This window comes from Kosakonia sp. HypNH10 (genome assembly GCF_029850615.1).
In the GTDB taxonomy this organism is placed as follows: Bacteria; Pseudomonadota; Gammaproteobacteria; order Enterobacterales; family Enterobacteriaceae; genus Kosakonia; species Kosakonia cowanii.
This window is the reverse complement of the sequence record NZ_JAOTIU010000001.1, coordinates 355135-372498: the sequence shown is the minus strand read 5'-3', so window position 1 is coordinate 372498 and position 17364 is coordinate 355135. Positions and strand designations below refer to the sequence as shown.

Below are 17364 nucleotides of genomic sequence, written 5' to 3'. Positions count from 1 at the left end.
AAACGTCATGGCCGAAGAGACCATTTTCAGCAAAATCATTCGTCGCGAAATTCCAGCGGACATCGTTTATCAGGACGAACTGGTTACCGCCTTTCGCGATATCTCCCCGCAAGCGCCGACACATGTGCTGATCGTGCCGAACCTGCTTATCCCCACCGTCAACGATGTAACCCAGGCCCACGAGCAGGCGCTGGGGCGCATGATGACCGTTGCCGCGAAAATCGCCCGTGATGAAGGGATTGCCGAAGATGGCTATCGCCTGATCATGAACTGTAATCGTCACGGCGGGCAGGAGGTTTACCATATTCATATGCACCTGCTGGGCGGGCGCGTGCTGGGGCCGATGCTGGCTCATAAAGGTCTTTAAGATGAGCGTCGCGCGTGTTGCGTTACTGCTGACGGCGTTAGCGCTTGTCGGCTGCGGCTCCCGGCCCGCGATCCCGGTCGCCAGCGATCAAACGCTGGTGATGGAGTCCTCCATCCTCGCCGCAGGCATCATCGCGCAGCCGCCGACCATGAGCCGGGAGGCGCTTCAGCCTTCCGCCTCCTCAAAGATCTATAACGAACGCCAGCAGCCCGTCACGCTGCACTATCGCTTTTACTGGTATGACGCCAGAGGTCTGGAGATGCACCCGCTGGAAGCGCCGCGCAGCGTAACGGTTCCCGGTAATGCCACCATGACTCTCTACGGCAGCGCTAACTATCTCGGCGCGCACAGCGTCAGACTCTATCTCTATCTCTAAGAGGTGACACTTGATTAAGACCATTGGACGCTACGCGTTACTGACTACCCTTGCCATGCTGCTTGCAGGCTGTATCACCGACCAGCAACCGGCTCCGGTTGAGCAGGCAGGCGGTGGCGCGACGCAACCGGCGCAACCTCAGCAGCCGCAGCAGCCGATTCCTGGCGTGCCTTCCGTGCCAACGCTGCCACAGCAGCCGGGCCCGATTGAACATCCGGATCAGAACGGCCAGCCAACGCCGCGCGAGCGTCATTACGACTGGAACGGCGCGGTACAGCCGATGGTGGGCAAAATGTTGCAGGCCAGCGGCGCGAATGCCGGCAGCGTTCTGCTGGTAGACAGCGTGAACAACCGCACTAACGGCTCCATTAACACCGGTGAAGCAACAGAAGTGGTGCGCAACGCGCTGGCAAATAACGGTAAATTCACCCTGATCACCGCCCAGCAGCTGGCGGTTGCCAAGCAGCAGCTCGGCCTGTCGCCGCAGGACAGCCTTGGCTCGCGCAGCAAAGCGATGGGCATCGCGCGCAACGTCGGCGCGCAGTATGTGCTCTACTCCAACGCAACCGGCAATGCCAATGCGCCTTCGCTGCAAATGCAGTTAATGCTGGTGCAGACCGGCGAGATTATCTGGTCAGGTAAAGGTGCCGTTCAGCAGCAGTAATCTGACGCGTGACACCATCCTGTCACGCTACTTTCCGCACTACGCTCCCGTCGCCAGCCAGCAAGTTGGGCTGAGCGGCGGGAGCTGTCTGATAAGCGACGGGCAGCGGACGCTGGTGCTTCGCCAGCAGCATCAAGCCGCGCCTGCGTCCTTTCTGCGCCAGTATCGTCTGTTGCGCCATCTTCCTGCCACTGTTGCGCCGCAGCCGCTTTTTTTCGCGGCGGGCTGGATGGCAATCGACTATATTCCCGGCACCATTGACACCGTGCTGCCGCAGGCCGACGCGCTGGCGACATTGCTGTATCATTTGCACCGGCAAAAACGCTTCGGCTGGCGCATTACGCTGCTGCCGCTGCTGGAGCGCGACTGGCAGTGCTGCGCGCCCGCACGGTGCACGCCCTTCTGGCTGCGGCAGCTAAAACGGTTGCGGCGTCAACGGGAGCCATTGCCGCTGCGCCTTGCGCCGCTGCATATGGATGTTCACGCCGGGAATATTGTGCACGGCGAGAAGGGGCTACGGCTTATCGACTGGGAGTATGCCGGCGACGGCGATGTGGCGCTCGAGCTGGCGGGGATCTGGTGTGAAAACGAGGCGCAGCGCGCTGAAATTGCCGCGCACTATGCCAGTCAGGCGAATATCGATCCGCCTCTGCTCTGGCGGCAAGTTAAGCGCTGGCGGCCGTGGGTGTTAATGCTGATGGTCGGCTGGTATGAACGCCGCTGGCAGCAGACCGGCGATCAACAATTTATTATGCTGGCGAATGAAATATGGCGTCAGCTTCAGTCTGAAGGATAAGAGAGGTAAGTGTGGGTCCAGTGATGTTGGATGTTGAAGGGTACGAACTGGATGCAGAGGAGCGCGAGATTCTGGCGCATCCGCTGGTTGGCGGCTTGATCCTCTTTACCCGGAATTACCACGATCCCGAGCAGCTGCGCGAGCTGGTGCGCCAGATCCGTGCAGCTTCCCACCACCGGCTGGTGGTGGCGGTCGATCAGGAGGGCGGGCGCGTGCAGCGTTTTCGCGACGGTTTCACCCGCCTGCCGGCGGCGCAATCTTTCGCAGCGCTGCTTGGTATGGAAGAGGGCGGTCGGCTGGCGCAGGAGGCGGGCTGGCTGATGGCGAGCGAGATGATCGCCATGGATATTGATATCAGCTTCGCACCGGTGCTGGATGTCGGGCATATCAGCGCGGCGATCGGCGAGCGTTCATATCATGCGGATGTGCAGAAAGCGTTAACGCTCGCCACCCGCGTGATTGATGGCATGCACAGCGCAGGCATGAAAAGCACCGGCAAACACTTTCCGGGCCACGGCGCAGTGACCGCAGACTCGCACAAAGAGACGCCGTTCGATCCACGCCCGCTGGCGGAGATCCGCGCGAAAGATATGTCCATTTTTAAGTCGCTGATTGAGCAGAGCAAGCTGGATGCCATTATGCCCGCGCATGTGATCTACACCGATGCCGATCCGCGTCCGGCCAGCGGCTCACCCTGGTGGCTGAAAACCGTGCTGCGCGGTGAGCTGGGTTACGACGGCGTAATTTTTTCCGACGATCTCTCGATGGAGGGGGCAGCGATCATGGGCAGCTACGCTGAACGCGGGCAGGCGTCGCTGGATGCCGGTTGCGATATGATCCTGGTCTGTAATAATCGTAAAGGTGCCGTTGAGGTACTGGATAACCTGTCACCGATCAATGCAGAGCGTGTTACACATTTGTATCATAAAGGTTCATTTTCTCGTCCGGAGTTGATGAATTCGGCGCGCTGGAAAGCGGCTCACAACGAGCTGGAACAGCTGCACGAACGCTGGCAGGCGCATAAAGCTGCGCATTAACCCTACGGACAAACCGTCGAAGTGGTGAGGATACCATGATTATCTATTTACACGGTTTTGACTCGAACAGCCCCGGCAACCACGAAAAGGTGCTGCAACTGCAGTTTATCGATCCCGATGTCCGGCTGATTAGCTACAGCACGCGGCATCCGAAACATGATATGCAGCATCTGCTCAAAGAGGTGGATAAAATGCTGCAGCTCAACGTCGATGAACGCCCGCTGATCTGCGGTGTCGGTCTGGGCGGTTACTGGGCGGAGCGCATCGGTTTTCTTTGCGATATCCGCCAGGTGATCTTCAACCCTAATCTCTTTCCTTATGAAAATATGGAAGGAAAGATCGACCGGCCGGAAGAGTACCGGGATATTGCCACCAAGTGCGTCGCCAACTTTCGCGAAAAGAACCGCGACCGCTGCCTGGTGATCCTCTCCCGTCAGGATGAAGCGCTGGACAGCCAGCGCACTTCAAATGAGCTGCACCACTATTACGAGATTGTCTGGGACGAAGAGCAGTCCCATAAATTCAAAAATATCTCACCGCATCTGCAGCGCATTAAAGCTTTCAAAACCCTCGGTTAATCCCTCTCCTTGCGGCAGGTTTCCCCCTGCCGCAGCTTCCCTTTTTTCATGTCTTTAGCGCGTGATTTGCGCTGCTACGTCTACACTTGCTCATCTTTGCGGCAGCAAAACTTGATGTACATCAATTTTGGTATGACCATTGAACCGTTCGTGATATTCTCGTGGTCAATGCCTGGTTGCCAGCGCGTAAACCATTGTTAATTAAGGGCTATTTTTATAACTTTTAGTTAACAATTGGTTAATATTTTAGGGGGTCACTTTGACTACACCATTGAAAAAAATCGTGATTGTAGGCGGTGGTGCTGGCGGGCTTGAGCTGGCAACGCAGTTAGGCAAGAAGCTGGGGCGCGGTAAAAAAGCGAAAATCACCCTGGTGGATCGCAATCACAGCCATTTATGGAAGCCCCTGCTACATGAAGTGGCGACCGGCTCCCTCGATGAAGGCGTCGATGCCCTGAGCTATCTGGCGCACGCGCGTAATCACCATTTCCAGTTCCAGCTTGGTTCCGTTATCGATATTAACCGCGAAAGCAAAACGCTGACGCTGGCTGAACTGCGTGACGAGAAGGGCGATCTGCTGGTGCCGGAGCGCAAGCTGGCGTATGACACGCTGGTAATGGCGCTGGGCAGCACCTCTAACGACTTCAACACTCCGGGCGTGAAAGAGCACTGCATCTTCCTCGACAACCCGCACCAGGCGCGTCGTTTCCACCAGGAGATGCTCAACCTGTTCCTGAAATACTCTGCCAACCTTGGCGCAAACGGCAAAGTGAATATCGCTATTGTCGGCGGCGGGGCAACGGGCGTTGAGCTGTCGGCCGAACTGCATAACGCGGTTAAACAGCTGCACAGCTACGGCTATAAAGGGCTGACTAACGAGGCGCTGAACGTAACGCTGGTGGAAGCGGGCGAGCGTATTCTGCCTGCGCTGCCGCCGCGTATTTCGGGCGCTGCGCACAATGAGCTGACCAAAATGGGCGTGCGTGTCCTCACGCAGACAATGGTCACCAGCGCCGATGAGGGCGGTCTGCATACCAAAGAGGGTGAGTATATTCAGGCCGATCTGATGGTGTGGGCCGCAGGCATCAAAGCGCCGGACTTTATGAAAGAGATTGGCGGCCTGGAGACGAACCGCATCAATCAGCTGGTGGTGGAGCAGACGCTGCAAACCACGCGCGACCCGGATATCTACGCGATTGGCGACTGCGCCTCCTGCGCGCGTCCGGAAGGTGGTTTTGTGCCGCCGCGCGCCCAGGCTGCGCACCAGATGGCAAGCCTTGCGCTGCATAACATCCTCGCGCAGATGAAAGGCAAATCGCTGAAAGATTATGTCTATAAAGATCACGGCTCGCTGGTGTCGCTCTCCAACTTCTCCACGGTCGGTAGCCTGATGGGTAACCTGATGCGCGGCTCGATGATGGTAGAAGGGCGTATTGCGCGCTTCGTCTATATCTCGCTCTACCGTATGCACCAGGTGGCGCTGCATGGCTACTTTAAAACCGGGCTGATGATGGTGGTGGGCAGTATCAACCGCGTGATCCGCCCGCGCCTCAAGCTCCACTGATCCTTCTGCTGCTCTCCGCCATTTGGCGCGGGAGCAGCATATCCCTCTGCCTGATGTGCCTTTAGCGCTCGGACAACTCTGAATAACTCCGCTTTCACCTGCCGAACCCCTATTTTTGCGCGATTTCTGATTGGCTGCCCTCTTGCACCATTGCAAAATTGTTACCAATAGCCAACCAGGGAGAGAATCCTGTGAATAAATCAATGTTAGCGGGTATCGGTATTGGCGTGGCCGCTGCACTGGGCGTTGCCGCAGTCGCCAGCCTCAATGTTTTCGATCGCGGGCCGCAATATGCGCAGGTGGTTTCAGCCACGCCGATCAAAGAGACGGTGAAAACGCCGCGCGAGGCGTGTCGCAATGTTACGGTAACGCATCGTCGTCCGGTGCAGGATGAGAACCGTATTACCGGTTCCGTGCTGGGTGCGGTAGCGGGCGGTGTGCTCGGCCATCAGTTTGGCGGTGGACGCGGACGCGATGTGGCGACCGTAGTCGGCGCGTTAGGCGGCGGCTATGCCGGCAACCAGATTCAGGGCGGGATGCAGGAGAGAGACACCTACACGACCACTCAGCAGCGTTGCAGCACCGTCTATGACAAATCGGAAAAAATGCTCGGTTATGACGTGACCTATAAAATCGGCGACCAGCAGGGGAAAATCCGCATGGATAAAGATCCTGGCACGCAGATCCCGCTCGATAACAACGGTCAGCTGATCCTGAATAACAAAGCATAAAAAAGCAGTACTCTGCATATTGGCTCCTCATCGCTCAGGCTGAGGAGCCTTTTTTTGCCATAAAAAAGCCTCGCGCGATGCGAGGCTTTTTCTTTATTAAATAAAGTCTTGTTGGCGAACAACCAGCAATCCGGTAATGAGGACAGAGACAAATGCAAACAGTACGGAGCCACCCAGCAAGACCCACAGACCAAATAACAATGTAATTACTATTAACACTTTGATGAATGGTAATAGCAAAATCATTTCCATTTCCTTCTGCATGTGATTAGTCAGTAAAAGACCCTTTATCCTCATAAAAAACGATCGGTACTACGCGTAGAGTGAGAGCAAGGGAAATAGTCACGCCTGTAATAAGATACTTATTGTTTTATATTGCCGCCGACAATGATTAGCGACGCAATAATCACAATTAAGCATAGCAAAGGCAGGGAAATGGCTGATAGATTTTACCTATCGTTGAATTGTGTAATTACTATCACAGAGAGGAAATGAGACGGAAATCCGTCTCATTTTTTTATTACGCTTTGATCAAATCTGGCCACAGGCGCAGGGTGGTGCGGGTAATTTGCAGTAACTTTTCAAGGCTTGCGCCTTCGCGGGCGCTGATGGACATGCCCTGCAATATGCAGCCAAGAAACTGCGCAAGGGAGGCGATATCCACGCCTGCCCGGATCTCGCCTTTCGCCTGCCGCTGCGCGAGGAAGTGCTGCAATGTCTCCTCCTGGCGGGCATGACGCGTTTTAATCGTCTTCGCAATCTCCTGCGACGAGGCGGCAAGCGTCGCGGAAGTGTTAATCATAAAGCAGCCCGCGGGCGTATCGGTGCTGGTAAAACACCTGGCGATGGCAGAGAAATAGTCCAGCAACGCCTCTTCTACCGGCTTCTCCTGGCACTCCAGCAACGCTTCATGCTGCCTGGCAAAACGGGCGATATAGCGATCGAGGACCGCGCGAAACAGCCCCTCTTTATTGGTGAACTCTGCGTAGAGCGTCGGCGCTTTCGCCCCGGTCGCTTCTACCAGATCGGAGAGTGATGTGGCTTCATAGCCATGCTGCCAGAATAGCGTCATGGCTTTATCGAGCGCCGCTTCCCTGTCGAACACTTTCGGTCGGCCACGGCTTTTTTTCGTACAACTGCTGACTTCACTGGTCATATCGCCGCTTCTTTGTTGGTTTGTTGAATACCCATTATAAAAATAATCCTGGTGAATGACCAGCCGCAAAACCGCACATATTAATAAATCATATGCTTATGAAAACTAAGAACTATTTAAATTAATTAATGAGCGTTATAAAAAAATATTGACGGGTGATATAGATCACACTTATGATTTACCTATCGATCGTTAACTTAATGCTTAACGACCTCCGTTCACCTGCATCAGGAAAATCATTATGAAAACCATCAACACGCTGTTTACCGCCGCTGTTTTAAGTACTCTCTCATTCGCCAGCTTTGCCGCCGTTGAGGTGCAGTCTGCACCGGCCGGGCAGCAGGAGCTGACCGCCATTGGCGTGACCGGCAGCACCAACCTCGCATCCGTTGAGAAAAAAGTGGCCGACAAAGCCGAACAGATGGGCGCGTCCTCTTACCGTATTACTTCCGTGACCGGCTCCGATCGCCTGCACGGTACCGCAGTGCTCTACAAATAAGTTCGCCACCCTCGAGCTACGCCACTGCAATAAAAAAGGCCCTGCACACTGTGCAGGGCCTTTTTGTTTATGCGCGGGCGTTACATCGCTTGCATACTCTCTTGCGCATGTTGGGTCACATCCACCGGCATACCCGAACGCAGCTCAATGGCCTGCGCCATCACCGCCGCATCGCTTTCAGCCTGAAACGTCTTCATCGCCGCATTGAGCGGGATCGGCAGCGTTTTCGGATCGTCATCGATCGATTCGGAGAGCGGCTGATGCACCTCCACCAGCCGCGTGCCGTCTGGCTCGACGGAGGCTTTAATCGGCGTGTTGATGATATTGACCGGTGTACCAGGGCTGACCGCAGCAAACAGCGCGGCAATATCGCTATCCCGCAGGCGAATACACCCGGAACTGACGCGCATACCGATGCCAAAATCAGCATTGGTACCGTGCAGCAGGTAAACGCCGCCAAAAGCGGCGAGGCGAATCGCATGATGACCCATCGGGTTATCCGGTCCGGCTGGCATCACCGGCGGTAGATCAATCCCGCGGGCTTTGTAGCGGGCGCGGATATTGGCGGTCGGCGTCCATGTGGGGTTGGCCCGTTTATCAGAAACGGTAGTCACCATCGTTGGCGTCAGCGTATCGCCGCCCAGTTGACCAATGCCAATCGGGTAGATGGTGACCTCATTTTTTCCGGGGGGATAGTAGTAGAGACGTAGCTCGGCGAGGTTAATCACAATCCCTCTGCGCGGAACATCCGGCAGCAGCGTCTGCAATGGGATCGTCACAACGCTCCCCGCGCGCGGCACGAAGGGGTCGATACCCGGGTTGGCCTGTAACAGCGCGAGGAAGCCAACGTCATATTTTTTGGCGATCGCCTCCAGCGAACCGCCATCGTTCTCAACAATATGGAAACGGTTTTCGCCCACCAGCTTGCTGCCCGCAGGCGGCAGCGGCCAGGTATTAGCCCGGGCGGGAAGGGCAAAGATAAGCGTAGCGGCGACGGCGAACAGCGTCATCCAGTGAGCGAAGCGCGACATTTTGCACATGATCATAATCCATGTAAATCATAAGGTTATTTCAATAAGACTACTCAATAGGATTATGCTCATCGGGTTCGTCGGGAAACCCTGGTTATTGCAAAGCATTTGTAAATATTACAAAAAAACACGCGAATGAGGGGAAAAACATCGTGTTCGTAGGCCGGATAAGGCGGTACGCCGCCATCCGGCAAAAGCGGGCGGGGTGTCGAACGTTGGTCCGCGGAAACATGCCTGATGGCGCTACGCTTATCAGGCCTACAAAACCATACTTATAAGGCCTACAAAAGGGCACGAACCCGTAGGCCGGATAAGGCGGTACGCCGCCATCCGGCAAAACTCGGGCAGAATGTTCGACCCTTGCTCCCAAAAACATGCCTGATGGCGCTACGCTTATCAGGCCTACAAAAGGGCACGATCGCGTAGGCCGGATAAGGCAACGCCGCCATCCGGCACAAAGCGCGCAGAGCGCTAACCCGCCGTCAGGCGACGGCGTTCTCCGCCAGCTGCTGCATAAAGTTGCGCACCCACTCCATGCGGTTTTTCCGCTCGCTTAACTCCTGGAAAAACTTCAATCGCGTCGGACCATCGAGGCGGAAATGCTGCGGCTGCTTCTGCAACAAGCCAATCAACCACGCCGGGTTAACGTGGTTCTTCTCGTTAAACTCAATCAGGCCGCCTTTATCATTCCCCTCCAGCTTGCGGATCCCCAGTTTCTGCGCCTGCTGGCGCAACATGGCGATATCAAGCAGATTACGCGCCGCATCCGGCAGCAGGCCAAAGCGGTCAATCAGCTCCACCTTGATCTCCTCCAGCGCATTCTCATCTTTCGCGCTGGCAATGCGTTTATAGAACGACAGGCGCGTATTCACATCAGGAATAAAATCATCCGGCAGCAGGGCAGGCATGCGCAGCTCCACCTCCGTTTGCTGGCTGGTAAGATCCTCCAGCGACGGCTCGCGACCCTCTTTCAGCGCATCGACGGCATTCTCCAGCAGTTCCATATAGAGCGAGAAGCCGATGGTCTCCATCTGCCCGCTCTGATCCTCACCGAGCAGTTCGCCCGCGCCACGGATCTCCAGATCGTGAGTCGCCAGCGCAAAGCCTGCGCCCAGATCCTCCAGCGAGGCAATCGCTTCGAGCCGTTTTTGCGCATCGGTAGTCATCGCCTTCGGATGTGGCGTCAGCAGCCAGGCATAGGCCTGATGGTGCGAACGCCCGACGCGACCGCGCAGCTGGTGCAACTGTGCGAGGCCAAAGTGGTCGGCGCGCTCGATTATGATGGTATTGGCGGTCGGAATATCAATCCCGGTTTCGATAATGGTGGTGCAGACCAGCACGTTAAACCGTTGATGGTGGAAATCATTCATTACCCGCTCCAGCTCGCGCTCGCGCATCTGGCCGTGACCAATGGCGATACGCGCTTCCGGCACCAGCTCCGCCAGCCGGTCGGCCGCTTTCTGGATGTTCTCCACATCGTTATAGAGGTAGTAAACCTGGCCGCCGCGCAGCACTTCACGCAGGATCGCCTCGCGCACCACCAGGTTGTCATATTCGCGAACAAAGGTTTTCACCGCCAGACGGCGCGCGGGAGGCGTCGCAATGATCGACAGATCGCGCATGCCGCTCATCGCCATATTCAGCGTGCGCGGGATCGGCGTTGCGGTGAGCGTCAGGATATCAACGTCGGCGCGCATCGCTTTAATGCGCTCTTTATGCCGCACGCCGAAACGGTGCTCCTCATCGACGATCAGCAGCCCCAAATCCTTCATTTTCACATCGCTTTGCAGCAGTTTATGCGTGCCGATAAGAATATCGATCTTCCCTTCGGCGGCCTGCTCAAGGATCTGCGCCTGCTCTTTGGCGCTGCGAAAACGCGACAGCATCTCGATACGCACCGGCCAGTTGGCAAAGCGGTCGCGGAAATTATCGAAGTGCTGCTGGGCGAGCAGGGTGGTCGGCACAAGCACTGCTACTTGCTTATTGTTCTCGATGGCGAGGAAGGCAGCGCGCATCGCCACTTCGGTTTTACCGAAGCCAACATCGCCGCACACCAGCCGATCCATCGCTAATGGCTGGCACATATCGCTCAGCACGGCATTGATCGCCTGGGCCTGATCCGGGGTGGTTTCGAAGGGGAAACCATCGCAAAAGAGCTGGTATTGTTCGCGATCGTGTTTAAACGCGAAGCCCGACTTCGCCGCGCGCTGGGCGTAAATATCCAGCAGTTCCGCCGCCACGTCGCGCACCTTCTCCGCCGCTTTTTGCCGCGCGCGCGTCCAGGCATCGCTGCCCAGTTTGTGCAGCGGGGCATTATCCTCCGCGCCGCCGGCATAGCGGCTGATAAGGTGTAGCGACGAGACCGGAACGTAGAGTTTGGCGTCGTTGGCATAGGTCAGCATCAGGTACTCTGCGGTGATGCCGCCCGCTTCCAGCGTCGTCATCCCGGCATAGCGACCGACGCCGTGCTCAAAGTGCACCACCGGCTGGCCGTCATGCAGCTCCGCCAGGTTGCGGATCAGCGTATCCGGGTTGATGGTGCGGCGCGTATCCTGGCGGCGGCGCGCAACGCGCTCGCCCAGCAAATCGCCTTCGCAAATCAGCGCCCGGTTACGCAGCGTATCAATAAACCCGCGCTCGGCGGCACCGATCATCAGCCACGCGCCCGGCGCGCTGGCATCATCCAGACGCAGAGCGCGCTTTGGCGCAACTTTGATGCGCGCCAGCAGTTCGAGCAGCGCTTCACGCCTGCCCTCACTCTCTACGGAAAAGACCACCGGGCCGCTGAAGGACTCAAGGAATTTACGCAGATTATCCAAAGGCGATTTCTGCTGCGCCTGCACCGAGAGATCCGGCAGGCTCTGGTAACCAAGGTTAATCTGGCCCGCTTTATCGGCCACCTGCTCGCTTTTAAGCTGAATGCGCGGCCACTTTTTCAGTTCACTAAACAGCGCATCGACCCGCAGCCACAGCGCGTCGGGCGGTAACAGCGGGCGCATCGGGTCAACACCGCGGTTCTCATAGCGCGCCTGCGCATCCTGCTGGAAACGTTCGGCGCTGGCTTCCAGATCGCCGGTATTCACCAGCAGGGTGTTGGCCGGAAAGTAGCTGAACAGCGGCGGCAGCGGCTCGCTGAAAAAGAGTGGTTGCCAGTATTCGATCCCGGCGGGCAGGGTGCCTTTGCTCACCTGCTGATAGATATGCTCCGCGTCGCGCTTCACCTCGAACTTATCGCGCCACTGGCTGCGGAAAAGCTCGATGGCGGTCTTATCGGTCGGAAACTCATGAGCCGGAAGCAGGTTAATCGCCTCCACCTCTTCAAGCGTGCGCTGGGTATCGGCATCAAACAGGCGCAGGCTGTCGATCTCATCATCGAAAAAGTCGAGGCGGTAGGGCTGGCTGCTGCCCATCGGGAATAGATCGAGCAGCGCGCCACGGGTGGCGTATTCGCCGTGCTCCATCACCTGATCAACATGGCGGTAGCCGGCGCTATCAAGCTGCGTGCGCAGTTGATCCCGCGACAGACGCTGCCCCTTTTTCATCACCAGTGCGTGACCGTGCAGATAGCTGTGCGGGCAGACGCGCTGCATCAGCGTATTAACCGGGACGATCAGCACGCCGCGCTGCATTGCGGGCAACTGGTAAAGGGTGGAGAGACGGGAGGAGACAATCTCCTGGTGCGGCGAGAAGCTGTCGTAGGGCAGCGTTTCCCAGTCTGCGAGGTTCATCACCAGGTTGTCGGTAAACTGGCTGATCTCATCATGTAAACGCAGCGCGTTTTGCATATCCGGGGCGATAAGCACAACCGGACCGGCGTGTCGTTCAATAATTTCTGCCACTTCGGTGGCGCAGGCCGCGCCGGTAAGCTCGCCAAACTGGCGCTGGTCACCCGCTTTAGACGGCAGGGAATAACGGTATTGTTCAGGCATGGGGATATGAAGATCTCATTATGGATATACCCCCGTTATGGGGGCATATCCTTGATACGCAATACGAGGATTATGTGTGATTAGGTGAGTTTAGCCAAGAAATCGCCCTGTCAGCGTGCCGTAGCCGCTGAAAGGTGCTTCGTTGGCGGTGTAAAAAAGAGATCGCCAAACAGGGCGGAGGAGAGTTTGCGCACCATCAGCCCGACCAGCGTACAGATCAGCAGCACCGCCGCCGGATAGGCAATCAGCACCGCCAGTTCGACCGCAGGCGGCCAGACACCAGCGTTAAGCGGTTTGATCAGCGCCAGGCTGAACCCCTCGACCAGAATGCGGTGCGTGGTGTAGATCGCCAGCGTATTGGAGCCGACCACATTGAGCAGGCTCTTTTCGCTCGGCGGGAAGCGCTTCTCCATCTCCTGGAAGAGGCGCATGATGCCGACAATCGACAGCAGGCAGAGCGGCAGCGGCATATTAAACATCCACAGCCCAAACGCCACCACTACAGCGACGGCAAACAGCAGGGCGTAGCGGCGCAGGGAGACGGTTTTAACAAACTCCATCACCTGCATACCGTACCAGGCACCGAGGCTGTAGAAGATCATATTGCGCACGACGCTGTTCATCCCCCACCACGGCAGCGGCAGGTAGTTAATCGCCAGGCTCGCTACAATCATCAACGCCAGCATCGGCACTTTCCAGCGGCTAAGCAGTTTACACAGCGTGAAGTAGACCACTAACGCGTAGAGGTACCAGAGGCTGGTGGTGGCGGTCAGCATACCGAATAAAAAGCCGTGCCAGCTGTCGGCGTAAGCGGCGTTGGAGGAGTTGCTGAGATCGCGCTCCGGCGCCAGCCAGTCGTTAAGGTGGCTTAGGCCCACCCACTGCAACACGCCCCACAGCGCCAGCACATAGAAAATGCTCCAGATCCGTTTATCGACCGCGTCTTTCCACGGCACATCATCGATATAACGCCGGATCAAAAAGCCGGAAATGAAAAAGAACACCGGCATGCGGAACGGGGCGAGATAGAGGTTGAAGTAGATCCAGCACTTAGAAAGCGTTTCTGACCAGGGATGCTGGAAGACCGAGAGATGGGGGTAAAAGGTTATAACCGAGTGGTAAATCACCACCAGGCAAATGCAAAGTCCTTTTATCTGGTTTATCCATAATGTTTTCTGTTTCATTCGTTTTGTGCCTGTTATTGCCATAATCCCGGCAAAAGATCCTGGCCATACAAACGCTGAATGTAACGGGAAAGAGTCTGGATATATTCATTTTCGGAATAAGTGGAGGGTGAAAAAATGACAGACTGGTAATTTACCCGCCCATAACACGCGCTCTGGCAAAAGTAGCGATTTGATTTTTCGAAGCTTTTTGACATTAATCCGATGAATTCTTACGGTATCACGCATTTACGCTCTCACCTTTCGCTTATATACTCCTGACTCTGCTCACAGCAACCAGACGGATTTCATGTATCAGCCTGTCACTCTCTTCATAGGTCTACGCTACATGCGTGGACGCGCGGCGGACCGCTTTGGCCGCTTTGTCTCCTGGCTGTCAACCATTGGCATCACCCTGGGCGTTATGGCGCTGGTGACGGTCTTATCGGTGATGAACGGTTTCGAGCGCGAACTGCAAAACAACATCCTCGGGCTGATGCCCCAGGCCACACTGACCAGCCAGAAAGGCTCGCTCAACCCGCAACAGCTTCCGGCCAGCAGCGTCAAACTGCAGGGCGTATCGCGTATTGCGCCGCTGACCACCGGCGATGTGGTGCTGCAAAGCGCGCGCAGCGTTGCGGTTGGCGTGATGCTCGGTATCGATCCGGCGCAGAAAGATCCGCTGACGCCGTTTCTGGTTAACGTGCAGCAAAACCAGCTGCAGGCGGGCAAATACAACATCATTCTCGGCGAACAGTTGGCCAGCCAACTCGGCGTTAACCGCGGCGATCAAATCCGCGTGATGGTCCCCTCCGCCAGCCAGTTCACCCCGATGGGACGTCTGCCGAGCCAGCGCCTCTTCACGGTGGCGGGCACTTTCGCCGCTAACAGCGAAGTGGACGAATACCAGATGCTGGTCAATATCGACGACGCCTCGCGCCTGATGCGCTACCCGGCGGGCAATATCACCGGCTGGCGTTTATGGCTTAATGAGCCGCTGAAAGTGGATGTGCTCAGCCAGCAAACGCTGCCGGAAGGCACCCAGTGGCATGACTGGCGCGATCGCAAAGGCGAGCTCTTCCAGGCCGTGCGCATGGAGAAGAATATGATGGGGCTGCTGCTGAGTCTGATCGTCGCCGTCGCCGCCTTTAACATCATCACCTCGCTTGGTCTGATGGTGATGGAGAAGCAGGGCGAGGTCGCCATTCTGCAAACCCAGGGCTTAACGCCGCGCCAGATCATGGCGGTGTTTATGGTGCAGGGCGCCAGCGCCGGGATTATCGGCGCGCTGCTTGGTGCCGGGCTGGGCGCGCTTTTGGCCAGCCAGTTAAATAATTTGATGCCGATTATCGGCGCGCTGCTTGACGGCGCGGCGCTGCCGGTGGCGATCGATCCGCTACAGGTGGTTGGCATTGCGCTGGTGGCGATGGCCATTGCGCTACTTTCGACGCTTTACCCTTCCTGGCGCGCTGCCGCCACTCAACCCGCTGAGGCTTTACGTTATGAATAAGATCCTGTTGCAATGCGACAACCTGTGCAAACGCTATCAGGAAGGCAGCGTGCAGACCGATGTGCTGCACAATGTCAGCTTCAGCATGGCGGAAGGGGAGCTGATGGCGATTGTCGGCAGCTCCGGCTCCGGTAAAAGTACGCTCCTGCACCTGCTCGGCGGGCTCGATACGCCAACCTCCGGCGACGTCATCTTTGGCGACCGCCCGATGAGCAAACTCTCCTCCACGGCGAAGGCCGAGCTGCGTAACCGCGAGCTGGGCTTTATCTACCAGTTCCACCACCTGCTGCCGGACTTTACCGCGCTGGAAAACGTGGCGATGCCGCTGCTGATTGGCAAGAAAAAACCGGCTGAGATCGACACCCGCGCCCGCGAGATGCTGCGTGCCGTTGGCCTTGAACACCGCGCCAGCCACCGTCCGTCTGAACTCTCTGGCGGTGAGCGTCAGCGCGTCGCCATTGCCCGCGCGCTGGTTAACAATCCGCGTCTGGTGCTGGCCGATGAACCGACCGGCAACCTCGATGCCCGTAACGCCGACAGCATCTTTGAACTGCTCGGTGAGCTGAACCGCGCCCAGGGCACCGCCTTCCTGGTGGTAACCCACGATCTGCAACTGGCGAAGCGCATGAACCGCCAGCTGGAGATGCGCGACGGCCATCTGAAAACCGACCTGACCCTGATGGGGGCTGAGTAATGGCATCCCCGCTGTCATTATTAATCGGCCTGCGCTTTAGCCGCGGCCGTCGCCGTAGCGGCATGGTGTCGCTGATCTCGGTTATCTCCACCGTCGGCATTGCGCTCGGTGTAGCCGTGCTGATTGTTGGCCTGAGCGCAATGAACGGCTTTGAACGTGAGCTGAACAATCGCATTCTGGCGGTGGTGCCGCATGGCGAAATCGAGCCGGTGAATCAGCCGTGGAACGGCTGGGAAACGGTGCTCGGCAAAGTGCAAAAAGTGCCGGGCATCGCCGCTGCCGCGCCCTATATCAACTTTACCGGGCTGGTGGAGAGCGGGGCGAACCTGCGCGCCATTCAGGTCAAAGGCGTCGATCCGGCGCACGAGATGCAGCTCAGCGCGCTGCCGAAGTTTGTGCAGGGCGATGCGTGGAAAGGGTTTAGCGCCGGTTCCCAGCAGATCATCCTTGGTAAAGGGGTGGCAGACGCGCTGAAAGTGAAGCAGGGCGACTGGGTCTCAATCATGATCCCCAACTCTGACGATGCGCATAAATTGTTGCAGCCGAAACGCGTGCGCCTGCATGTCACCGGTATTCTGCAACTGAGCGGCCAGCTCGATCACAACTACGCGATGATCCCGCTGGCAGATGCGCAGCAATATCTTGATATGGGCAGCAGCGTCACCGGCATCGCCATTAAAGTGAACGACGTATTTAACGCTCAAAAGCTGGTGCGCGACGCGGGCGAAGTGACTAACAGCTATGTCTACATCAAAAGCTGGATCGGCAAATATGGCTACATGTACCGCGATATCCAGATGATCCGCGCGATTATGTATCTGGCGATGGTGCTGGTGATTGGCGTCGCCTGCTTCAACATCGTATCGACGCTGGTAATGGCGGTAAAAGATAAGAGCGGCGACATCGCCGTGCTGCGTACGCTGGGCGCGAAAGATGGCTTGATCCGGGCGATTTTCGTCTGGTACGGTCTGCTGGCGGGGCTGTTTGGCAGCCTCTGCGGTGCGGTGATTGGCGTCATTGTCTCGTTGCAACTGACGCCGATTATCAACGGTATTGAGAAGCTTATCGGCCATCAGTTCCTGTCGGGGGATATCTACTTTATCGACTTCCTGCCGTCGGAACTGCATCCGCTGGATGTGGTGTACGTGCTGGTAACGGCGTTGCTGTTGAGCCTGCTGGCGAGCTGGTATCCGGCGCGCCGGGCAAGCAACATCGATCCGGCAAGGGTGCTGAGCGGGCAGTAATCCCGCGGGTCACGGCGCCACAACG

Annotated in this window: 16 protein-coding genes; 12 read left to right on the top strand and 4 right to left on the bottom strand. The window is 57.1% G+C overall.

Translation table 11 applies throughout. The features are described 5' to 3' along the window. Positions 1 to 7 precede the first annotated feature (7 nt). The 8 genes from hinT to N7V53_RS01905 all read left to right on the top strand — a co-directional run bounded on the left by hinT (position 8) and on the right by N7V53_RS01905 (position 6113). A complete protein-coding gene (hinT, locus tag N7V53_RS01940; protein WP_023481409.1) occupies positions 8 to 367 on the top strand; it encodes a purine nucleoside phosphoramidase in 360 nt (119 codons plus the stop codon). 1 nt (position 368) lies between these two features. Next, positions 369 to 743, top strand: coding sequence for a YcfL family protein (locus N7V53_RS01935; protein WP_023481573.1), 375 nt, complete (start codon positions 369 to 371; stop codon positions 741 to 743). Positions 744 to 753: 10 nt separating this feature from the next. Next, positions 754 to 1407, top strand: coding sequence for a penicillin-binding protein activator LpoB (gene lpoB / locus N7V53_RS01930; protein WP_023481498.1), 654 nt, complete (start codon positions 754 to 756; stop codon positions 1405 to 1407). Then, positions 1388 to 2203 (top strand): thiamine kinase, encoded by an 816-nt coding sequence (gene thiK, locus N7V53_RS01925; protein WP_279791815.1) that lies wholly within the window; start codon positions 1388 to 1390, stop codon positions 2201 to 2203. The genes lpoB and thiK overlap by 20 nt, the downstream gene beginning before the upstream one ends. Positions 2204 to 2214: 11 nt before the next feature. Further along, positions 2215 to 3240 (top strand): beta-N-acetylhexosaminidase, encoded by a 1026-nt coding sequence (gene nagZ, locus N7V53_RS01920; RefSeq protein ID WP_279791814.1) that lies wholly within the window; start codon positions 2215 to 2217, stop codon positions 3238 to 3240. Positions 3241 to 3275: 35 nt separating this feature from the next. After that, complete coding sequence (gene ycfP, locus N7V53_RS01915) at positions 3276 to 3818, top strand: alpha/beta hydrolase YcfP (protein WP_023481572.1); 543 nt, start codon at positions 3276 to 3278, stop codon at positions 3816 to 3818. A gap of 259 nt (positions 3819 to 4077) precedes the next feature. Next, positions 4078 to 5382 (top strand): NAD(P)/FAD-dependent oxidoreductase, encoded by a 1305-nt coding sequence (locus N7V53_RS01910; RefSeq protein WP_023481780.1) that lies wholly within the window; start codon positions 4078 to 4080, stop codon positions 5380 to 5382. Between the two features lie 191 nt (positions 5383 to 5573). Beyond that, positions 5574 to 6113, top strand: a complete 540-nt coding sequence (locus tag N7V53_RS01905) for a glycine zipper 2TM domain-containing protein (RefSeq protein WP_023481678.1) — start codon at positions 5574 to 5576, stop codon at positions 6111 to 6113. 520 nt (positions 6114 to 6633) lie between these two features. Here the strand turns inward: N7V53_RS01905 and N7V53_RS01900 are convergent. Beyond that, positions 6634 to 7269 (bottom strand): TetR/AcrR family transcriptional regulator, encoded by a 636-nt coding sequence (locus N7V53_RS01900; RefSeq protein WP_279791813.1) that lies wholly within the window; start codon positions 7267 to 7269, stop codon positions 6634 to 6636. 241 nt (positions 7270 to 7510) lie between these two features. Between N7V53_RS01900 and N7V53_RS01895 the strand changes: the two genes are divergently transcribed. After that, positions 7511 to 7768 (top strand): YdgH/BhsA/McbA-like domain containing protein, encoded by a 258-nt coding sequence (locus N7V53_RS01895; RefSeq protein ID WP_279791812.1) that lies wholly within the window; start codon positions 7511 to 7513, stop codon positions 7766 to 7768. A gap of 80 nt (positions 7769 to 7848) precedes the next feature. On the opposite strand, the gene N7V53_RS01890 is transcribed toward N7V53_RS01895, so the two are convergent. The 3 genes from N7V53_RS01890 to N7V53_RS01880 all read right to left on the bottom strand — a co-directional run bounded on the left by N7V53_RS01890 (position 7849) and on the right by N7V53_RS01880 (position 13912). Then, complete coding sequence (locus N7V53_RS01890) at positions 7849 to 8808, bottom strand: L,D-transpeptidase family protein (protein WP_279791811.1); 960 nt, start codon at positions 8806 to 8808, stop codon at positions 7849 to 7851. Between the two features lie 473 nt (positions 8809 to 9281). After that, positions 9282 to 12728 carry a transcription-repair coupling factor gene (gene mfd / locus N7V53_RS01885; RefSeq protein WP_279791810.1) on the bottom strand — a complete coding sequence of 1149 codons (3447 nt, stop codon included), beginning with the start codon at positions 12726 to 12728 and terminating at the stop codon, positions 9282 to 9284. A 110-nt stretch (positions 12729 to 12838) separates the two neighbouring features. Beyond that, positions 12839 to 13912: an acyltransferase family protein gene (locus N7V53_RS01880; protein WP_279791809.1), complete on the bottom strand. Its 1074-nt coding sequence runs from the start codon at positions 13910 to 13912 to the stop codon at positions 12839 to 12841. 289 nt (positions 13913 to 14201) lie between these two features. Between N7V53_RS01880 and lolC the strand changes: the two genes are divergently transcribed. The 3 genes from lolC to lolE are packed head-to-tail and all read left to right on the top strand — an operon-like array spanning position 14202 to position 17339. Then, positions 14202 to 15401, top strand: coding sequence for a lipoprotein-releasing ABC transporter permease subunit LolC (lolC, locus tag N7V53_RS01875; RefSeq protein ID WP_279791807.1), 1200 nt, complete (start codon positions 14202 to 14204; stop codon positions 15399 to 15401). Beyond that, complete coding sequence (lolD, locus tag N7V53_RS01870) at positions 15394 to 16095, top strand: lipoprotein-releasing ABC transporter ATP-binding protein LolD (protein ID WP_023481855.1); 702 nt, start codon at positions 15394 to 15396, stop codon at positions 16093 to 16095. Before lolC ends, lolD begins: the two co-directional genes overlap by 8 nt. After that, complete coding sequence (gene lolE, locus N7V53_RS01865) at positions 16095 to 17339, top strand: lipoprotein-releasing ABC transporter permease subunit LolE (protein ID WP_279791806.1); 1245 nt, start codon at positions 16095 to 16097, stop codon at positions 17337 to 17339. Before lolD ends, lolE begins: the two co-directional genes overlap by 1 nt. Positions 17340 to 17364: the final 25 nt, after the last annotated feature.

What these genes read in the sequence shown, in the direction of transcription:
- hinT (WP_023481409.1), top strand. Translation starts at nt 8, where the DNA reads ATGGCCGAAGAGACCATTTTCAGCAAAATCATTCGTCGCGAAATTCCA.
- N7V53_RS01935 (WP_023481573.1), top strand. Translation starts at nt 369, where the DNA reads ATGAGCGTCGCGCGTGTTGCGTTACTGCTGACGGCGTTAGCGCTTGTC.
- ycfP (WP_023481572.1), top strand. Translation starts at nt 3,276, where the DNA reads ATGATTATCTATTTACACGGTTTTGACTCGAACAGCCCCGGCAACCAC.
- N7V53_RS01900 (WP_279791813.1), bottom strand. Translation starts at nt 7,269, where the DNA reads ATGACCAGTGAAGTCAGCAGTTGTACGAAAAAAAGCCGTGGCCGACCG.
- N7V53_RS01895 (WP_279791812.1), top strand. Translation starts at nt 7,511, where the DNA reads ATGAAAACCATCAACACGCTGTTTACCGCCGCTGTTTTAAGTACTCTC.
- N7V53_RS01890 (WP_279791811.1), bottom strand. Translation starts at nt 8,808, where the DNA reads ATGTGCAAAATGTCGCGCTTCGCTCACTGGATGACGCTGTTCGCCGTC.
- mfd (WP_279791810.1), bottom strand. Translation starts at nt 12,728, where the DNA reads ATGCCTGAACAATACCGTTATTCCCTGCCGTCTAAAGCGGGTGACCAG.
- N7V53_RS01880 (WP_279791809.1), bottom strand. Translation starts at nt 13,912, where the DNA reads ATGAAACAGAAAACATTATGGATAAACCAGATAAAAGGACTTTGCATT.
- lolC (WP_279791807.1), top strand. Translation starts at nt 14,202, where the DNA reads ATGTATCAGCCTGTCACTCTCTTCATAGGTCTACGCTACATGCGTGGA.
- lolD (WP_023481855.1), top strand. Translation starts at nt 15,394, where the DNA reads ATGAATAAGATCCTGTTGCAATGCGACAACCTGTGCAAACGCTATCAG.
- lolE (WP_279791806.1), top strand. Translation starts at nt 16,095, where the DNA reads ATGGCATCCCCGCTGTCATTATTAATCGGCCTGCGCTTTAGCCGCGGC.